Source organism: Flavobacterium sp. J49 (genome assembly GCF_011742145.1).
Lineage (GTDB): Bacteria > Bacteroidota > Bacteroidia > Flavobacteriales > Flavobacteriaceae > Flavobacterium.
Genome location: NZ_JAAQQU010000104.1, coordinates 126,469 through 146,088, shown reverse-complemented (window position 1 = coordinate 146,088; position 19,620 = coordinate 126,469). Strand labels below are relative to the sequence as shown.

At 39.2% G+C, this 19,620-nt stretch carries 17 protein-coding genes; 12 read left to right on the top strand and 5 right to left on the bottom strand.

What is annotated here, in order from left to right:
* Positions 1–2: 2 nt before the first annotated feature.
* From HA632_RS07180 to HA632_RS07170, 3 genes are all read right to left on the bottom strand, one after another.
* Positions 3–1,571 (bottom strand): S41 family peptidase, encoded by a 1,569-nt coding sequence (locus HA632_RS07180; RefSeq protein ID WP_176306514.1) that lies wholly within the window; start codon positions 1,569–1,571, stop codon positions 3–5.
* Positions 1,572–1,589: 18 nt separating this feature from the next.
* Positions 1,590–2,018, bottom strand: a complete 429-nt coding sequence (locus tag HA632_RS07175; protein WP_171221458.1) for a dCMP deaminase family protein — start codon at positions 2,016–2,018, stop codon at positions 1,590–1,592.
* 151 nt (positions 2,019–2,169) lie between these two features.
* Positions 2,170–2,763, bottom strand: coding sequence for a HupE/UreJ family protein (locus HA632_RS07170; protein ID WP_176306513.1), 594 nt, complete (start codon positions 2,761–2,763; stop codon positions 2,170–2,172).
* A 149-nt stretch (positions 2,764–2,912) separates the two neighbouring features.
* Here HA632_RS07170 and HA632_RS07165 point away from each other — a divergent pair, with 149 nt between their 5' ends.
* Positions 2,913–3,344 (top strand): TerB family tellurite resistance protein, encoded by a 432-nt coding sequence (locus tag HA632_RS07165; RefSeq protein WP_176306512.1) that lies wholly within the window; start codon positions 2,913–2,915, stop codon positions 3,342–3,344.
* A 115-nt stretch (positions 3,345–3,459) separates the two neighbouring features.
* On the opposite strand, the gene fbp is transcribed toward HA632_RS07165, so the two are convergent.
* Positions 3,460–4,467, bottom strand: a complete 1,008-nt coding sequence (fbp, locus tag HA632_RS07160; RefSeq protein ID WP_176306511.1) for a class 1 fructose-bisphosphatase — start codon at positions 4,465–4,467, stop codon at positions 3,460–3,462.
* 142 nt (positions 4,468–4,609) lie between these two features.
* On the opposite strand from fbp, the gene HA632_RS07155 reads away from it, so the two are divergent.
* From HA632_RS07155 to HA632_RS07110, 10 genes are all read left to right on the top strand, one after another.
* Positions 4,610–5,098, top strand: a complete 489-nt coding sequence (locus tag HA632_RS07155; RefSeq protein ID WP_176306510.1) for a GNAT family N-acetyltransferase — start codon at positions 4,610–4,612, stop codon at positions 5,096–5,098.
* Positions 5,099–5,158: 60 nt separating this feature from the next.
* Positions 5,159–6,412: an aspartate kinase gene (locus HA632_RS07150; RefSeq protein ID WP_176306509.1), complete on the top strand. Its 1,254-nt coding sequence runs from the start codon at positions 5,159–5,161 to the stop codon at positions 6,410–6,412.
* Positions 6,413–6,509: 97 nt separating this feature from the next.
* The gene (locus HA632_RS07145) at positions 6,510–9,908 is read left to right on the top strand and encodes a hypothetical protein (RefSeq protein WP_176306508.1); all 3,399 of its coding nucleotides are present in this window, start codon (positions 6,510–6,512) and stop codon (positions 9,906–9,908) included.
* 65 nt (positions 9,909–9,973) lie between these two features.
* Entirely contained in the window at positions 9,974–10,483 is a 510-nt protein-coding gene (locus HA632_RS07140; protein ID WP_176306507.1) for a hypothetical protein, read from the top strand.
* A 344-nt stretch (positions 10,484–10,827) separates the two neighbouring features.
* Positions 10,828–11,805, top strand: coding sequence for a ribonucleotide-diphosphate reductase subunit beta (locus HA632_RS07135; RefSeq protein ID WP_176306506.1), 978 nt, complete (start codon positions 10,828–10,830; stop codon positions 11,803–11,805).
* A 126-nt stretch (positions 11,806–11,931) separates the two neighbouring features.
* Positions 11,932–14,355, top strand: coding sequence for a ribonucleoside-diphosphate reductase subunit alpha (locus HA632_RS07130; RefSeq protein ID WP_176306505.1), 2,424 nt, complete (start codon positions 11,932–11,934; stop codon positions 14,353–14,355).
* A 177-nt stretch (positions 14,356–14,532) separates the two neighbouring features.
* Positions 14,533–14,757 (top strand): hypothetical protein, encoded by a 225-nt coding sequence (locus tag HA632_RS07125; RefSeq protein WP_176306504.1) that lies wholly within the window; start codon positions 14,533–14,535, stop codon positions 14,755–14,757.
* A 5-nt stretch (positions 14,758–14,762) separates the two neighbouring features.
* Entirely contained in the window at positions 14,763–15,284 is a 522-nt protein-coding gene (locus HA632_RS07120; RefSeq protein WP_176306503.1) for an RDD family protein, read from the top strand.
* Position 15,285: 1 nt separating this feature from the next.
* Complete coding sequence (locus HA632_RS07115) at positions 15,286–15,738, top strand: GNAT family N-acetyltransferase (protein WP_176306502.1); 453 nt, start codon at positions 15,286–15,288, stop codon at positions 15,736–15,738.
* A 65-nt stretch (positions 15,739–15,803) separates the two neighbouring features.
* The gene (locus tag HA632_RS07110; RefSeq protein WP_176306501.1) at positions 15,804–17,138 is read left to right on the top strand and encodes a deoxyguanosinetriphosphate triphosphohydrolase; all 1,335 of its coding nucleotides are present in this window, start codon (positions 15,804–15,806) and stop codon (positions 17,136–17,138) included.
* A 197-nt stretch (positions 17,139–17,335) separates the two neighbouring features.
* On the opposite strand, the gene HA632_RS07105 is transcribed toward HA632_RS07110, so the two are convergent.
* A complete protein-coding gene (locus HA632_RS07105) occupies positions 17,336–19,129 on the bottom strand; it encodes a 1-deoxy-D-xylulose-5-phosphate synthase (protein ID WP_176306500.1) in 1,794 nt (597 codons plus the stop codon).
* Between the two features lie 37 nt (positions 19,130–19,166).
* On the opposite strand from HA632_RS07105, the gene HA632_RS07100 reads away from it, so the two are divergent.
* Positions 19,167–19,610: a nucleoside deaminase gene (locus tag HA632_RS07100; protein WP_176307161.1), complete on the top strand. Its 444-nt coding sequence runs from the start codon at positions 19,167–19,169 to the stop codon at positions 19,608–19,610.
* Positions 19,611–19,620: the final 10 nt, after the last annotated feature.

The following is a 19,620-nucleotide window of genomic DNA, read 5'->3' as shown; positions in this document are numbered from 1 at the left end:
ACTTACTTTAAAACAGCTTTTAACATGGCATCATCTTTCAAAATGATTTGATAGTATTGGTTTTCACCAAAAAGTTGACGGGCATATTCTGCAGTTAGGTATTTTTTTACTAATGCTTTGTTATTCGTTAAAGACATTTCCAAACCGGCCTCTTTTAAATACTTTTCGAATTTAGAAACTATGGTATTGTCTTGAAGCATTGTGACCAAAAAAGCATCAAATTTTACTCCTTTGAAAGCAGTTCGATTTTTGTCTAATTGTTCAAAAACAAAATGGCTCACCAAACCGGAGCTTAAAATATAAGCCACACTTTCCTCTCCTTTTTTGACTTCCAAAGGCACGAAAACATCGGGAACGATGCCGCCACCGCCATAAACGGTTCGGCCTTTTTTGGTTTTGAATTTTAAAGAATCAGCCATTTTGATTTTGTTTTTGGCGTACAATTCTCCGTTTTCAAATCGGGCTTTGTAATCATGACTGTATTCTTCGCCATGGCCTTTGATATAAGGTTTTTGAATAGAGCGACCGCTTGGAGTGTAATATCTGGAAGTTGTTAAACGAACAGCCGAACCGTCTTCAAAGTCCATTTCGCGTTGCACTAAACCTTTTCCGAAAGAGCGTCTGCCGACAATAGTACCGCGGTCGTTGTCTTGTATGGCGCCGGCTAAAATCTCACTGGCAGAAGCAGAATTCTCATCAATTAAAACAAAAACGCTTCCGGACTCAAAAATGCCTTCTTCAGTGGCAAAAGTTTTGTTGATTTCGCCTTTTTTATTTTTGGTAAAAACAATGAGTTCTTTGTCTTTTAATAATTCATCCGCAATTTCAACCGCTTTTTCCAAATAACCGCCGCCATTGTCTCGCAAGTCTATGACTAAGGTTTTCATGCCTTGTTTTTTCAATTGCTCCAAACCTACTCGGAATTCGTCATAAGTGCTTTCGGCAAAGCGATTGATTTTGATATAACCGGTTGTGGCGTTTAGTTTCAAATAAATGTCAACACTCTTAATAGGAACTACATCCCGAACTACCGGGATTTTTAATTTCTTGTTGGTGCTTTTTCGGTAGATGGTCAATAAGACTTTTGAGCCTTCTTCACCTTTTAATTTGTTAAACAAACTGTCTGTTGGTAATTTTCTTCCGAAAAGTTTGTCTTTATCGGCATATAAAATGCGGTCGCCGGCTAAAATACCTGCCTTTTCGGCCGGGCCATTTGCCAAAGGTTTTACTATCGTTACGGTGTCGTTAAACATGTAGAAGTTGACGCCAATGCCTACAAAATCGCCTTTCATCAATTCGGCTTCTGAGGATTGTTCGCTTGGTGGAATATAAACCGAATGCGGATCCAGATTGGCCAAAATACTGTTCACCGTTAGGTCAACAATAGAATCTGAATCAACATCGTCAACATATTCATTATTGATGAAGTCGATTAGTTTTTCGATTTTGGCTTTGCTGGCATTTTGTTTGGAAAGGGTTCGTTTAGGGAAATTGAGCATACCACCAATGATGATTCCCAAGGCGACGCAAGCGAACAGCAATAAAGGCAAGTATTTTTCCTTAGATTTCATTGGATGTATGATGAGGTGTTAATCTAAATTTTCGATTTGAGTTACTTCAATTCCGGCTTTTCTGAGGAAATCTAAACCGGATTCATCGCGATAGCCGTTTTTAAAAACGACACGTTTAATCCCCGATTGGTGGATGAGTTTGCTGCATTCTTTGCAAGGCGAAAGCGTGATGTACAAAGTGGCATTTTCACAACTTTGAGTAGAGCGCGCCACTTTAGAAATCGCATTGGCTTCGGCGTGTAGCACATACCACTTGGTCAATCCTTCGTCGTCTTCGCAACAGTTTTCAAATCCGGAAGGTGTTCCGTTATAGCCATCAGAAATGATCATTTTATCTCGGACAATAATGGCGCCGACTTGTTTGCGTTTGCAATAAGACAATTTGCTCCATTCGGCTGCAATTCTCAAGTAGGCAACGTCGTATTTTTTTTGTTTGGCTTCTTTCATAACAGAAAATCAATGGTTTTTCCTTTAGCCCTGATGGAAGTGAAAATCTTTTTGATCGGCCTGTAACGCCAGTGAAAGGCAAATCAAAAAATTGTAACGAACAGCAGGAATAAGGATAGCAAATATACCTAAACCTTTCGCTTCTGTACAATTATTTAACCCAAATTTCACTTTGTAAAATCATCGGAATGACGACCCCAACGATAAAGGCAGAAATGATTAGAACCCAGTCGCGTTTGGAGAATTTTAAAAGCGTTTGAACGACATAAGCCAAAAGTAAAGCGGCTAACACGACTATGATTTGCGCAACTTCAATCCCAAGCGCAAACTCGAATAACGGCAAAAGTTTGTCGGTTGGTTTTCCTGAAAGAATGGTGTTGAAATAATTCGAAAACCCTAAACCGTGGATAACGCCAAAGAAAACCGTAACGATACCAATAAAGGTTATGCTGTCTTTTTTGCTCGATTTACCCGAAACGATAATGTTGTACAAAGCGGCTATTAGAATGGTAATCGGAATCAGGAACTCGACGATATTTGATTTGATGGTAATGACATTAAATACCGAGAGAAACAGGGCTAAAGTATGACCCAAAGTGAAAAGTGAAACAAGAATTAAAATTCTTTTCCACGATTTAAATTCGTAAGGAACGGTTAAAGCTAAGAGAAATAAAACATGGTCGTAGGCAAAAATATCAAGTACATGTTTTAATCCGAGATTAAAGTATATCCAGAAATCTGACATTGTAGTTTTGGTTGTTTGGAACGTAAACTTACGATTAATTTTAATTGCTCTTTTAAAATAAACCCTAAAATCGATGAAAAACATTTTGGAAATTGGTTTTTCAAAAAAGGAAATTGGCTTATATTTGCAGTATTAAAACCCATATAATTATGTCAATTTCAGATTTATTTGATAGCGAGTTTAAAAGCAGAAACAAAGGTCATTTTTCGGCTATTGTTCGTGTTGCCACCGCTGATGGCGATTTGAGTCAAGAAGAAAAAGAGTTTTTGGACAAACTGGCTGTTCGTTTGGAAATATCCGCAGCAGAATACGAAGAGATTTTAGAAAATCCTTTAAAATATCCTATCAATCCGCCGTACTTGCATTCGCAAAGATTAGAGCGTTTGTATGATTTGTCCCGTATGGTTTATGCCGACCATGTTTTAGGGCCAAAACAAAAAGAAATTTTAACCAAGTTTGCTTTGGCACTAGGATTTACGCCGGGTAACGTTCCTTTTATCATTGATAAAGCCATGTCATTGTTGATTTTGAATGTTGATTTGGATACGTTTGTATATGAAATGACACATATGAATAAATAGTGGCAAAGCTACAGAGTAGCTAAGTTACAAAGTAAAAAGCCGGAATCTCTGATTCCGGCTTTTCTATTAAATCTTAAAAGTTTTGCCACTTTGTGACTCTGCCACTTTGTAACTTTTACACATATTTCGCCATAAATTCCTCGGCCTTTTCTACCATATTAAAGCTACCGCAGAAGAACGGCACGCGTTGGTGTAATTCTGTCGGGCTGATTTCCATGATCCTACCAAAACCATCCGAAGCTTTTCCACCGGCCTGTTCGGCGATGAACGCCATGGGATTGCATTCGTATAACAAACGCAATTTTCCGTTAGGCGATTTGGAACTGGTTGGGTAAATATAAATGCCGCCTTTAATCATGTTGCGGTGAATGTCTGAAACCAAACTTCCGATGTAGCGCGAAGTATACGGTCTGTCGCCTTCTTCTAGCTGACAATATTTGATATAATCCTTAACGCCTTGCGGGAAATGCACATAATTGCCTTCGTTGATGGAATAAATGTTACCGTCTTTCGAAAACTGCATATTCGGATGCGATAAATAAAACGTTCCAATAGCCGGGTTTAAAGTAAAGCCATTAACGCCATGACCTGTGGTGTAAACTAACATAGTCGAAGTTCCGTAAATCACATATCCGGCGGCTACTTGTTGTGTTCCCGGTTGCAGGAAATCGGCAGAAGTTACCGGAGTTCCAACCGGTGTCACTCTGCGGTACACCGAAAAAATAGTTCCCACCGAAACATTGACATCAATATTGGAAGAACCGTCCAAAGGATCCATCAAGACCACATATTTATTGCTGTGTGTTTTATCGGAACCGGCCACGGTGATAAAATCGTCGTTTTCTTCAGAAGCAATACCGCATACAATTTCACGGTTGATTAGCGTTTGGATAAAAACATCATTGGCATACACATCCAATTTTTGTTGGTCTTCGCCTTGGATATTTTGGTCTCCGGCTGCCCCAACGATATCGACCAAACCGGCTTTGTTGACTTTGTAATTCACCACTTTGGCGGCCAATCGGATGGAATTGATGATGCGGGATAATTCTCCGGAGGAATACTTAAATTCTTCTTGTTTTTCGATGATGAATTCACCTAAGGTTTTGTTGCGTTCTTCCATTACGAAATCGTTGTAGTTGTGGCTGCAAATATCGCTAAATTTGCCAAAGAAAAAATGTATTTCGCAAAGAAATTATAAATTGTATTTTTGCCACTCGAAACCTTTAGATTGAACGGTTGCGAAGTATTAAAAATTATACCAAATGAACATCCGAAAAGGAACTAAAGCCGACATGCAAGCGGTACTGGATTTAATCCGAGAATTGGCCGTTTTTGAAAAAGAACCGGATGCCGTTGTGGTAACAGTGGCCGATTTAGAGCGCGATGGTTTTGGAGAAAACCCTTTGTTTTACACTTTTGTAGCGGAAGTTGATGGAGAGATTGTTGGAATGGCTTTATACTATTATCGTTATTCCACTTGGAAAGGAAGAACCATTCATTTGGAGGATTTGATTGTCAAAGAAAAAATGCGCGGCACCGGTTTGGGTTTCGCTTTGTACACCAAAATTATGGAACAAGGCAAAGCCGACAACGTTCGAAGAATCGAATGGAATGTCTTAGATTGGAACACGCCGGCAGTAGAATTTTATAAAAAATCGGGGGCGAAAGTCTTAGAAGATTGGGACGTTGTTCAAATGGATGAACAGGGAATTTCCAATTTTCTGAGAAATTTGAATTCAAATAATACATAATCAAGTTCCATACTCAAGCGGTTGGAATTTGGAATTTTTAACAGTGGAATTTAATTAATTATGAGAATTTTCAAATTTGGGGGAGCATCAGTTAAAGATGCAGAAGGTATTAAAAACGTATTTAGTGTATTAGAAAAAGTAGGTCATGAAGACACGCTTTTGGTGATTTCCGCGATGGGAAAGACCACTAATGCCTTAGAACTTGTAATCAAGAATTATTTCGAGAAGTCGAATGAACTGCATTCTTCGTTACAGGAAGTCAAGAAGTACCACTACCAAATTTTGATGGATTTATTTGAAGACGAAGAGCACGATGTTTACTTTGCCGTAAACAGTCATTTTGCCGATTTAGAATATTTTATCCGAAGCAATAAATCACCGAATTATAACTTCGTGTATGACCAAGTGGTGAGTTACGGAGAGATTATTTCCACTACAATTGTTAGCCATTATTTCGCGCAAGCCGGCTTGAAAAACAACTGGATTGATGTTAGAAATTTCATCAAAACCGACAATACTTATCGTGATGCGAATGTGGATTGGGAAAAAACCCAACAGTTGATTTCGAAAGGCGTAAAGAAAAAAGCATTAAATATCACGCAAGGATTTTTAGGTTCGGATGAGAACAATTTCACCACCACTTTAGGCCGTGAAGGTTCGGATTATACCGCAGCTATTTTTGCGTATTGCTTAAACGCAGGAAGCGTAACCATTTGGAAAGATGTTCCGGGTGTGATGAATGCCGATCCGAGATATTTTGAAAACGCCATTTTGTTAAACCAAATTTCTTATCGCGAAGCGATTGAGCTAGCGTTTTACGGTGCTACCGTTATTCACCCGAAAACCTTACAACCGCTACAAAAAAAAGAAATTCCGTTGCATGTAAAATCGTTTATCAATCCGCTTTTACCGGGTACCAGTGTTTCCAAAGGGAAAGATTTAGAACCGCAAACGCCTTGTTATATTGTGAAAAGAGACCAATTGCTGATTTCGTTATCGTCTATCGATTTCTCTTTTATCATGGAAGAAAACATCAGCGAAATTTTCGCCTTGTTCCACCAATATAAAATGAAAGTAAGTTTGATTCAGAATTCGGCGATTAGTTTTTCGGTGAGTGTGGAGGATAAATTCGGGAACTTCAATGAACTAAAAGCCATTTTGTCGAAAAAATTCAAAGTTGCCTATAATGAAAACGTGTCTTTGTATACCATTCGCCACTTTACCAAAGAAGCCGCTGAAATGGTAGAAAAAGGAAAAACAGTTCTCTTAAAACAAATTTCAAGAGAAACCATGCAATTGGTGACGAAAGAGTAAACAAAGAAATAATCAATATAAAAACCGCGAATGCCGAAAATATAGTGCGCTCGCGGTTTTTTTATATTAAAAAGTCTATTTTTACGTTATATAGGATATGTTTAAAAAAGGGCTATTATTATTGGTGCTACTCGGTTTTTCCGGTCTTTCGGCTCAGGAAATCAAATCGTTGTACCAAACCAAGAAAGTTGCCGTTACTAAAGATACCATAGCCATTGAAAAAGTCAGTATTAGTCCGAGTTTCTTCAAATTGATGAATCGGGAAGGCCAAGAAATCGACACTACTTTCTACAAAGTCGATTTCAAAACCGGCAAATTATTTTTCAAAAATGGCTTTACTTCAACAGACAGTTTGACCATTCGGTATTTTAAATTCCCCGAGCATTTAACCAAAACCTACAGCATTTACGACCAAAGTAAAGTCGTGCCCAACGAAGCCGGCAATCTCTATAAAATTGATCGCTCGGTCAAAAAATTTGTCCCGTTTGAAGGCTTAAACACTTCCGGAAGCATCACCCGTGGCGTGACGATTGGGAACAATCAAAATGCTTCGGTTACGTCCAATCTCGATTTACAAATCACCGGAAAAATCTCGGATAAAGTCTCGCTTCGCGCCTCGATTCAGGATTCTAATATTCCGTTACAGGACAATGGGTATTCGCAAAAACTGGATGAGTTTGACCAAATTTTTATCGAATTGTTTACCGACAAATGGAACATCCGCGCCGGCGATTTATTCCTCGAAAACCGACAATCGCGCTTTCTGAATTTCAACAAAAAAGTGCAAGGATTGTCAACGCGTTTCACTTTTGGCGGTGAAGAAAACAAAACCGAAATCTTTGCTTCTGCGGCTTTGGTTCGCGGACAGTATGCCAAAAGCGCGTTCACCGGACAAGAAGGCAATCAAGGACCGTATAAACTCCGAGGCAATAATGGCGAATTGTATGTCTTAGTAATTTCGGGTTCGGAGCGCGTTTATGTCAACGGTATTCTGAAAAAACGCGGCGAAAACAACGATTACATCATCGATTACAACGCCGGAGAAATTACATTTACGTCTTTGTTCCCCATCACTTCCGAAATGCGAATCGTCATTGAATACCAATATTCGGATAGGAGTTATACCCGATTTGTGACTTATGGCGGTGCCAATTATACTACGAAAAATTGGAGTTTGGGCGGTTATTTGTATTCTGAAAACGATGTTAAAAACCAACCGTTGCAACAAAGTTTGTCTCCCGAACAAGTGGCCATTTTGGCGAATGCCGGAGACAATGTCAACCTGATGAATGCACCTTCAGCTTATTTGGATACGTATTCTGAGAACAAAATTTTGTACAAAAAAGTCTTCGTTAATACGGTTGAGGTTTTTGAATATTCCAATAATCCGGATGACGAATTGTACAATGTCAGGTTTACGTTGGTGGGAAACAATTTGGGAAATTATATTTTAACCAACACCGCAGCCATTGGCAAGATTTACCAATATGTTGAACCCATCGGTGGTGTTCCGCAGGGCAATTACGAACCGATTACTCGATTGATTGCGCCAACTAAAATCCAAATCGCTACAGTCCTGGGAAAATACAATCCGAATGAAAAAACGTTGGTTGATTTTGAAATTGGCGTAAGCAATAACGATCAAAACCTGTTTTCTTCTATTGATGATGCTAATAATAAAGGAATAGCCGGAAAACTGAATTTCAAGCAAAGATTGTTTAGCAAAAAATGGCAAGTGGACGCGTTTGGGAATTACCAATATGTTGAAGAAGATTTCAGAACGATTGAACGTTTGTTCAATATCGAGTTCAACCGCGATTGGAATTTGACCACTTTCTCGGGAAATCAAAGTTTAATTATTAATGGTTTAGATTTTACGTTACTCGAAAAAGGAAAGCTTACTTACCAGTTTGAAAAGTTAGATTTCTCCAAAAGTTTTACCGGAAATCGTCATTTGGTTAATGGGTTTTTTAAACTCAAAGATTGGAACTTACTTCAAAATACCAGTGCTTTAAACAGCGATGGCGATTATGCGAAGTCAACCTTTGTCAGAAACCAATCGCAAGTCAGGTATCATTTTAAAAAGAATTGGATTGGCGGTTCTTTGCGTTTGGAGGACAACAAAGAAAGACTGGTGGCAACCAACCAACTATCAGCCTTAAGCCAAAGATTTACAGAGTATGGCGCCTTTGTTGGCCGAGGAGACAGCACCAGGGTTTATGTAGAATTGGGTTATTTGCAACGCGTTAATGACAGTTTGCAAAACGGTTTCCTGCAAAAGGTAAACACCTCACGGTCCTATTATTTAAAATCACGATTGGTTCAAACCGATCAATCCAACTTGTCCTTATTTGTCAACTACAGAAACCTTAAATTTGAAGATGCTACTCGGGATAACGAACCGTCTTTAAACTCCAGGTTGTTGTATAACGATCAGTTTTTCAAACAATTTGTCCAAGTGACCACAGCCTATGAAACCACTTCCGGGACTATTGCCCAACAGGAATTTACTTATCTTGAAGTCGAACCCGGACAAGGCGTTTACACCTGGAATGACTATAACGGAAACGGTATTCAGGAGCTACAAGAGTTTGAAATAGCGCCGTTTCCCGACCAAGCGCGGTATGTTCGGATATTTTTGCCCAACCAAATTTTTGTCAAAACCCATCAGAATAAATTTTCGCAATCGCTGACTTTAAATCCGGTACAATGGCAAAATGCCAAAGGCTTTAAGAGAGTGCTGTCTCATTTTTACAACCAAACGTCTTATTTAATAGAGCGTAAAATCCAACGCAACGGAGATAATTTTGACTTGAATCCTTTTTCAACCGATGATAATAATTTGTTAGGGCTGAACACTAGTATTCGCAACAGTTTGTTTTACAATCGAGGCAAGCAAAAACATTCAACGACTTATACTTTCACCCAAAATGAGCTTCAAACTTTGCTTTCGGTTGGTTCGCAGGAAAGTGAAAATAAATCACACCAATTGCAGTATACCCATTTGGTTCAAAAAACTTGGTTGTTTAATTTGGGAACCAAAATCATCAAAACAGCACTTTTCTCCGAAAATTATGCCGCCAAGAATTTTGAAGTCAAAGCTTATCAACTCAACCCCAAAATCTCTTATTTGTTTAACAAAAATGCAAGTTGGGATGTTTTCTACGAATACCAAAACAAAGAAAATCAAATTGGAAATTCGGAACAATTAAAACAAAGTCGCTTTGGCACTTCCTTTTCTTTTGCCAGTGAAAAGAAATTTACAATGAACGGAGAATTCTCGTTCTACGACAATAAGTTTGTTGGCGATGCCTTACTGCCTGTGGCTTTTCAAATGTTAGAAGGATTACAACCGGGCAAGAATTTAACTTGGAGATTGTTGTTGCAAAAGAATTTAACCCAATTTTTAGACATCAACATCAACTACCAAGGCAGAAAAACCGAAACCAGTCAAACCATCCATACCGGGAACGTACAATTAAGAGCTTATTTTTAAGCGGAACGGTTTTTGGTTTAATTTTTTTTGTAATTTTAAATTAGTAAACTAATAAAGTAAGCATTATGAAAAAATTAATTTTATTGTGTATGGTGTTTGTTTTTTCCAACACCTTTTTTGCTCAGGAAGTTAAAGTGACTGAAGCGGTAAAAAAAACAAAAGCACAGGAGAAATCAACAAAGCCGAAAATCACGGAAGCCGTCAAAACAACTAAAGCAAACAAGGCTTCAGGCGTTAAATTGAAAAAAGACGGCACTCCCGATGAACGATATAAAAAAACAAATGTGCCTTTAAAAAAAGACGGCACTCCGGACAAGCGTTTTAAATCGAACAATGCTTCTGAAAGGGGACAACAAAGCTCAGCTGCCGGAAAAGCCAAAGCTGCGGCCAATAAATCGGAAGCCAAAGCCAAAAAAGAAGTAAAAGAAAGAGTGTCCAATGAAAAGGCACCTAAAAACATAAAAGATAAAGTTACGGGAACCTATAAAGGTAAAAAAGTGTATACCGGGCCAAGAGGAGGAAAGTATTATATTAACTCTAATGGTAATAAAACCTATATTTCGGAAGACAAATAAGAAATAAATGTACACTTTACAGAGAGCGGTTTTTTCAACGGAAAAACCGCTCTTTTTTTATACTCGAAATTTAATTTTCAGAAGAGTGTAAATGTTAAAATTTTGGCATCAGTAAATTCCTAACATCCTTTGTTTTAGGGCTTTTTTTGTTTTTTGTTTTTTTTAATTCACTGATAAACAGTATTTTGTAAATTTTACAAAAGTCGACTTAAAAGGCCGCATTTGTTAAAAACTAGAGCCGATTGTGAATAAGTTTGACTTTCATTTTACGTTTGGTTTGACAATCTTTGTAACAGACAGATTTTATAAAAAATTATCCCAAATAATCAAAATACAAATTCAAAATGGCAACTATCGAACCAATATTACAAGAAAACAAAAACCGCTTCGTGATTTTTCCAATCAAACATCATGATATTTGGGATTGGTACAAAAAGATGGAAGCTAGTTTTTGGACTGCTGAAGAAATCGATTTACACCAAGATTTATCGGATTGGAACAATAAATTGAGCAATGATGAAAAATATTTCATCAAACATATATTGGCTTTCTTCGCTGCTTCTGATGGAATTGTAAACGAAAATTTGGCCGAAAACTTTGTCAACGAAGTACAATATCCGGAAGCCAAGTTTTTCTATGGTTTCCAAATCATGATGGAAAACATCCACAGCGAAACCTATTCATTGTTGATTGATACGTATGTTAAAGACGAAGCTGAAAAAAACCAATTGTTCAATGCTATTGATGTATTTCCGGCCGTAAAGAAAAAAGCCGATTGGGCTTTGAAATGGATTGGTTCTGATTCGTTTGCCGAAAGATTAATCGCTTTCGCAGCCGTTGAAGGAATCTTCTTTTCAGGAGCATTCTGTTCTATTTTCTGGTTGAAAAAACGAGGGTTAATGCCGGGCTTGACATTCTCTAACGAATTAATTTCCCGTGACGAAGGCGTTCACTGCGATTTCGCCGTGCATTTACACAACCACCATTTAGTACACAAAGTGTCCAAAGCCAGAATTACCGAAATCATCACCGACGCCTTAACCATTGAAAGAGAATTCATCACCGAATCGCTTCCGGTGAGTTTAATCGGAATGAATGCCAATTTAATGACACAATACTTAGAGTTTGTAGCCGACCGATTGTTAGTAGAATTGGGTTGCAAAAGAGTATACAACTCTAACAATCCTTTCGATTTCATGGATATGATTTCATTACAAGGAAAAACCAATTTCTTTGAAAAACGCGTGGCTGAATACCAAAAAGCCGGCGTAATGTCAAAAGATACCGAAGATCAAAAAATCAGCTTCGACGCTGACTTTTAAAAATATTTCAAATTTTTTTGAAGTTTTCTGTGAGATGCAAATTTCATAGGAAGTTAAGGGATTAACAAAACAAAACAAGTAACTCGAAGTAGCGAAGGGATTCTCTATTTCACAAAACAAAATTTTATGTACGTAGTAAAAAGAGACGGTCACAAAGAACCGGTAATGTTTGACAAAATCACAGATAGAATTAAAAAACTATGTTATGGTTTAAATGAATTGGTAGACGCTGTAAAAGTAGCGATGAAAGTTATTGAAGGTTTATACGATGGAGTAACCACTTCAGAATTAGACAACCTAGCCGCAGAAACCGCAGCATCCATGACCGTAACACACCCCGATTATGCTCAGTTAGCCGCCCGTATTGCCGTATCTAACCTACATAAAAACACCAACAAATCGTTCTCGGAAACCATGAACGAAATGTTCCACTATGTAAACCCAAGAACCAACCAACAAGCACCATTACTTTCAGAAGAAGTACACCAAGTTATTCAGGAAAATGCCGAGTTTTTAAACTCACACATCATATACAACCGTGATTTCAACTACGATTATTTCGGTTTCAAAACGTTAGAGCGTTCGTATTTGTTAAAAATCAACGGTAAAATCGTAGAACGTCCACAACACATGTTGATGCGTGTTGCCGTTGGAATTCACTTAAATGACCTAGAATCGGTAATCGAAACCTACGATTTAATGTCAAAGAAATTCTTTACACATGCTACGCCAACGTTATTCAACGCCGGAACACCAAAACCACAAATGTCGTCTTGTTTCTTGCTATCTATGAAAGATGACAGCATTGACGGAATTTACGACACGTTAAAAAACACCGCAAAAATTTCGCAATCAGCCGGAGGAATTGGTTTGTCAATTCACAACGTTCGTGCTACCGGTTCTTATATCAGAGGAACTAACGGAACTTCCAACGGAATTGTTCCCATGCTACGTGTATTCAACGATACCGCTCGTTATGTAGACCAAGGCGGTGGAAAAAGAAAAGGTAGTTTTGCGATTTACTTAGAAACTTGGCATGCCGATATTTTCGAATTCCTCGACTTGAAAAAGAACACCGGAAAAGAAGAAATGCGTGCGCGTGATTTATTCTTCGCGATGTGGACGTCAGATTTGTTCATGAAACGCGTAGAAGAAGATGCCAATTGGACATTAATGTGTCCTAATGAATGTCCGGGCTTATGCGACGTTTATGGGGATGAATTCGAAGCGATGTATACTTCTTACGAAGCCCAAGGCAAAGGAAGAAAAACGGTAAAAGCACGTGAACTTTGGGAGAAAATCCTCGAATCACAAATCGAAACCGGAACACCATACATGTTGTACAAAGATGCCGCGAACCGTAAATCCAACCAAAAGAATTTGGGAACCATCCGTTCGTCAAACTTGTGTACCGAAATCATGGAATATACTTCGGAAGACGAAATTGCAGTGTGTAACTTAGCTTCTATTTCGTTACCAATGTTTGTAGACAACGGCAAATTCAACCACGAATTGTTATACAACGTAACCAAACGCGTAACCCGCAACTTGAACAAAGTAATCGACCGCAATTACTATCCAGTTATTGAAGCCGAAAACTCAAACATGCGTCACCGTCCGGTTGGATTAGGTGTGCAAGGTTTGGCCGATGCCTTCATTTTATTGAGAATGCCGTTTACCAGCGATGAAGCCAAACAATTGAACCAAGAAATATTCGAAACGCTATACTTCGCCGCTGTAACCGCGTCTATGGAAATGGCCAAAGAAGAAGGACCATACTCAAGCTTTAAAGGCTCGCCGATCTCTGAAGGTTTGTTCCAACACAACCTTTGGAACATCAAAGACGAAGAATTATCAGGTCGTTGGGATTGGGCAAGCTTGCGCAAAGAAGTAGTAAAACATGGCGTTAGAAACTCCTTATTGGTAGCACCAATGCCAACCGCTTCTACATCTCAAATCTTAGGAAACAACGAAGCATTTGAACCTTATACTTCTAACATTTACACGCGTCGTGTATTGTCGGGTGAGTTTATTGTGGTTAACAAACACTTGTTGGAAGACTTAGTAAAACGCGGACTTTGGAACGAAGAGTTAAAACAGGAAATCATGCGTCACAACGGTTCAGTACAACACATCGAACGTATACCGGAAGACTTAAAAGAGCTCTACAAAACCGTTTGGGAAATGTCGATGAAAGACATTATCGATATGTCAAGACACAGAGGTTATTTTATTGACCAATCGCAATCGTTGAACTTGTTCATGCAAGATGCCAACTATGCCAAATTAACTTCAATGCACTTCTACGCTTGGAAAAGCGGCTTAAAAACCGGTATGTATTACCTAAGAACCAAAGCGGCGGTGGATGCTATCAAGTTTACTTTGAACAACGATAAAAAAGCAGAACCAACGTTGGCCGAACCGGAAGCTGTAGGCGTTGAAGTAGTAGCACCCAACGAAACCGGAGAAATGACCGCCGAAGACTTCGCAGCCATGATAGAACGCGCACGCAACGCCGGACCGGAAGATTGCGAAATGTGTGGTTCATAATCAGAGAATAGAAAAAAGAAAAAGAATATAGAAAACAGCTGTCGTTAGATGGCTGTTTTTATTAATTTTAGGAGCTATTTCCCGCTGTCCGTTATATCTTTTAGACCTGTCAGGTTTTTAAAACCTGACAGGTCTAAAAGGATGTCACTGCCATCGGGGCTAAAAAAAACAAACATCATGTCAAAAGAAAAAAAAGGGGTTTACACCGGCATCATTGAAAAAGACGAAAACGGAAATTATTTCTGTGGTGAATATTTATTGGATTATAAATACACCGAAGCGAGTTTCAAACTCGGAGACGAAATCAACATCAAATCGGTGATTGCCAACCCAAGCGATAAAAGCTATAACCAATACCCGAAGAAATCCAGAAATTTCTTTTTGGCCAACCAAAAAGAATAACAGTTATGGAACAAAATCTACGAAAGCCATTCTTGATTTCCGAAGCGCTTTTGGCTTCTCATGGACAAAGGTTTGTCAACTTGCTAATCGATTCTTTGGTGCAATTACTATTGCTTTTCATTGTGTTGGTTTTTATGGTAGCCGGAATGGAACTCAAAGAAAGCAAAGCCTATCTCGATCATTTTGCCGTAGATGTTTGGCAACAATATACTTTTACCGCAAGCGTTACTTTGTTTTATTACAATGTCTTTGAAATATTCACCGCCAGAACCGTCGGAAAATGGATTACCCAAACGGTAGTGGTCGACGAAAACGGAGAAAAACCAAATCACGAAATGATTTTAGTACGTTCCCTTTGCCGATTGATTCCGCTTAATTGGTTGCCATTCGTACTATCATTGTTCATGGGGTCGTCTGCCAAAGGTTGGCACGACAGCATTTCCAAAACCTATGTAGTCGATAAAAGAGCCTTAGAGCAAGAAAAACGCGAGTTTTATCAATCCAAATCAAATCCTAACGAAGAATAAGATGATTTCAATCGTCAGAACCACTTCCGACAACAAAGATTTCGAAAATTTAGTAATCGAACTCGATGCCTATTTGCGAATTCTCGATGGCGATGATCACGAGTTTTATGCCCAATTCAACAAAACCAACTTGCTCAAAAATGCCTTAATTTGTTATGAAAATGACATAGCAGTTGGTATTGGTGCTTACAAAGAATACGACTCCCAAACCGCCGAAATCAAACGCATGTACACTTTGCCCGAATACCGCGGCAAAGGCATCGCCAAAACCATTTTAACCGAACTCGAACTTTGGGCCAAAGAAGAAGGTTATAAATTGGCCCTACTCGAAACCGGTTACCTGCAAAAAGATGCCATTGGTTTGTACCAAAAACTCGGCTACGAAATCACCGAAAACTTTGGGCAATACATAGGCGTGGAAAACAGCGTTTGCATGAAGAAAAATATAAATTAAAATGTACTTTTGATATAATAATAATGTCACCCTGAGCTTGTCGAAGGGCCAAATCCTTAATCAATATGACCTGGGAACAACTTTTATCTCTAAAACGCCAAGGCGATACCGGCAAAAGATTGCGCATTGAACAAGACGACACGCGTCTCGGCTTTGAAGTCGATTACGACCGTATTATCTTTTCGTCGGCCTTCAGAAGTTTACAAGACAAAACCCAAGTCATTCCTTTGTCGAAAACCGATTTCGTTCACACGCGTTTGACCCACAGTTTGGAAGTTTCCGTCGTTGGTCGTTCCATCGGAAGATTAGTCGGCAAAAAAATTATCGAAAAATATCCGTATCTCAAAGAAATCCACGGCTATCACATGAATGATTTCGGGGCAATAGTCGCTGCCGCTGCTTTGGCACACGATATTGGCAATCCACCATTCGGACATTCAGGCGAAAAAGCGATTGGAGAATATTTTTCGATTGGGAAAGGCCAACAGTACAAAGACCAACTAACGCCAAAACAATGGCAGGATTTAGTCGATTTTGAAGGCAATGCCAATGGATTTTCAGTACTAACGAGTTCGCGTCCGGGAATCGAAGGCAGTTTGCGTTTGTCTTATGCCACCTTGGGTGCTTTTACCAAATATCCGAAAGAAAGTCTACCCAAAAAACCCACCAAAAATATAGCCGATAAAAAATATGGTTTCTTCCAATCGGATGTGGCTTTTTTCAAAGAAGTCGCAGAAGAACTAGGAATGATATCCAACAAAACCGGTGATGATGTCGGTTATGAAAGACATCCGTTAGCGTTTTTAGTCGAAGCGGCCGATGATATTTGCTACACGATAATCGACTTTGAAGACGGCATCAATCTCGGTTTAGTTTCCGAAGATTATGCGTTGGAATATTTAATCAAACTAGTCAAAGACACGATTGATGCTGCGAAATACCAAACCTTAACCACCAAAGAAGACCGAATCAGCTACTTGCGCGCGTTGGCGATTGGCAACTTAATCAACGATGCCGTTCGCGTGTTTATTGAAAACGAAGAGGCGATTTTACAGGGGAAATTCCACTTTGCCTTAACCGATAAAAGTAAGTACAAAGCCCAAATGGACGACATCATCAAGCTAAGCGTAAAGAACATTTACCAAAGTAGAGAAGTAATCGAGAAAGAGCTTTCGGGTTACCAAATCATCAATAATTTGTTGGACAAATTCATCACGGCGTATAACAATACGTATGACGGAAAAGCCACGAATTACGATAAGTTGTTAATGAAAATTCTACCCGAAAAACACCATTTGGAAAAAGAAAGTCTCTACGAAAGATTGCTCCACATTTGTCATTATATCTCGATGTTAACCGACGGAAAAGCGGTGGAGTTGAATAAGATTGTGACGGCTTAAAGATCTTTGTGCCTTTTGTGGGCATAATTTTTTCAACCACAAAGAATCAAAAGTATTCAAAAGTCACAAAAGAGATAAATCTGTTATTTATTAAAATAGTCACATCCTAATTTCTTTGTGTCTATGTTTTTCTTTGTGTCTTTTGTGGTTTAATCTTTTAAACCATAAAGAATCAAAACTCTGCAACTTTGCCACTACTAATCTTCTTCCTCTTCCTCCAACAAAGTCGAAAAAAGCGATTTCAAACCATCTACATCAATATTGCAAAATTGTTGCAGTTCATCCACCGTGCCGTGTTCGATAAAATAATCGGGTACGCCACAAAGAAATATTTCATTCACATAATCATTTTTGGCGGCAAATTCTAAGATAGCGCTACCAAATCCGCCGGTAGTTACACCATCTTCCACGGTAATGATGGTAGAAAATTTATCGCAAATTTTGTGTAGTTTCTTTTCATCCAAAGGTTTGATAAACCCAAAATGATAGTGCGCAAAATGACCGTCATCTTCTATTTCACCTAAAGCTGCAGTCACATTATAAGCAATGGTTCCGGTAGAAAGAATCGCCACTTTTTTTCCTTTTTTCAACTTCTGTGCTTTGCGAAGTTCCATTTTTTGAAAATCGCTAGGGAATTTCCAATCCGTATTTTTGCCGCGACCACGCGGATAACGAATCGCAATCGGATGTTTTAATCCTAACGAAGCGGTATACAGTATATTTTGTAAATCGATTTCATCTTTGGGTGCATAAATCATCATATTCGGAATACAACGCAAATACGCAATATCAAAAACCCCGTGATGCGTTGCGCCGTCTTCACCAACCAATCCCGCTCGGTCCAAACAAAAAATCACCGGGAGGTTTTGCAAAGCCACATCGTGGATTACTTGGTCATAAGCGCGTTGTAAAAAAGTGGAGTAAATGTTGCAAAAAACCACCATGCCTTGCGTCGCCATTCCGGCAGAAAGGGTGACGGCGTGCTGTTCAGCAATCCCCACATCAAAAGCCCGTTTCGGAAATGCATCCATCATAAATTTCATCGAACTGCCGCTGGGCATAGCAGGCGTGATTCCGATTATTTTAGGGTTGGCTTTCGCCAATTCAACTAAGGTCAATCCAAATACATCTTGAAATTTAGGCGCCAAATTTTCCGTAGCCGTTTTGTGAATTTCTCCGGTGGCAGCATCAAATTTCCCCGGTGCGTGGTATTTTACTTGGTCTTCTTCGGCTTTTTGTAACCCTTTGCCTTTGGTGGTTATGATGTGTAAAAACTTGGGTCCTTTTACTTTTTTAAGTCGTTCTAATTCTTTGATTAAGGCAGGCAAATCATGACCGTCAATCGGCCCCGAATAATTAAAATTCAGCGATTTAATCATGTTGTTTTGCTTCGGATTTTTGCCTTCTTTAACCGCAGTCAAATAGTTTTTCAAAGCACCAACACTTGGGTCAATTCCGATAGCATTGTCGTTTAAAATCACCAACAAATCTGCATCGGTAACGCCGGCATGATTCAAACCTTCAAACGCCATTCCGCTCGCAATCGAGGCATCGCCGACTACCGCTATATGGTGTTTGTTTTCGCCTTTCAATTGGGAAGCAATCGCCATACCCAAAGCCGCGGAAATCGCCGTAGAAGAATGGCCTACGCCAAAGGTATCATAAACGCTTTCGCTGCGCTTAGGAAAACCGGAAAGCCCGCCAAGCTGTCGATTGGTGTCGAATTTCTTTCTGCGTTCGGTTAAAATTTTATGTCCGTAAGCTTGATGTCCAACATCCCAAACCAGCAAATCATTGGGCGTATCAAAAACATAATGCAAGGCAATGGTCAATTCGACTACGCCTAAACTGGCACCGAGATGTCCTTCCTTTACCGAAACGATATCAATGATAAACTCGCGCAACTCCTTTGCCAATTCGGGCAATTGAGCGACGTCTAGTTTTCGCAAATCGACGGGGTTATTAATATGTTGGAGCAATTTTTTGGACATGGGACAAATGTACGAATTGAAATTGTATTTTTGTTTTATGGAAAACCCTTTCACCGACGAGTATTTTATGAAGAAAGCTTTGCAGGAAGCCGAACTGGCTTTTGATAAAGGCGAAATTCCGGTCGGTGCCGTTATTGTAATCGATAATAAAGTGATTGCCAGAACGCACAACCTCACCGAAATGCTCAATGATGTCACCGCGCATGCCGAGATGCAAGCCATTACTTCGGCAGCAAATTTTATCGGCGGAAAATACCTAAAAGGCTGTACGCTTTATGTCACTTTAGAACCTTGTCAAATGTGCGCCGGCGCGTTGTACTGGAGTCAAATTTCCAAAATAGTTTTCGGCGCTTCGGATGAGCAACGAGGTTTTGAAAATCTCGGCACCCAACTTCACCCGAAAACCCAAGTAATTAAAGGGGTTATGGCCCAAGAAGCCTCGGATTTAATGGTCCGTTTTTTTGCTTCCAAACGCAAATGAAAGGTTAAGA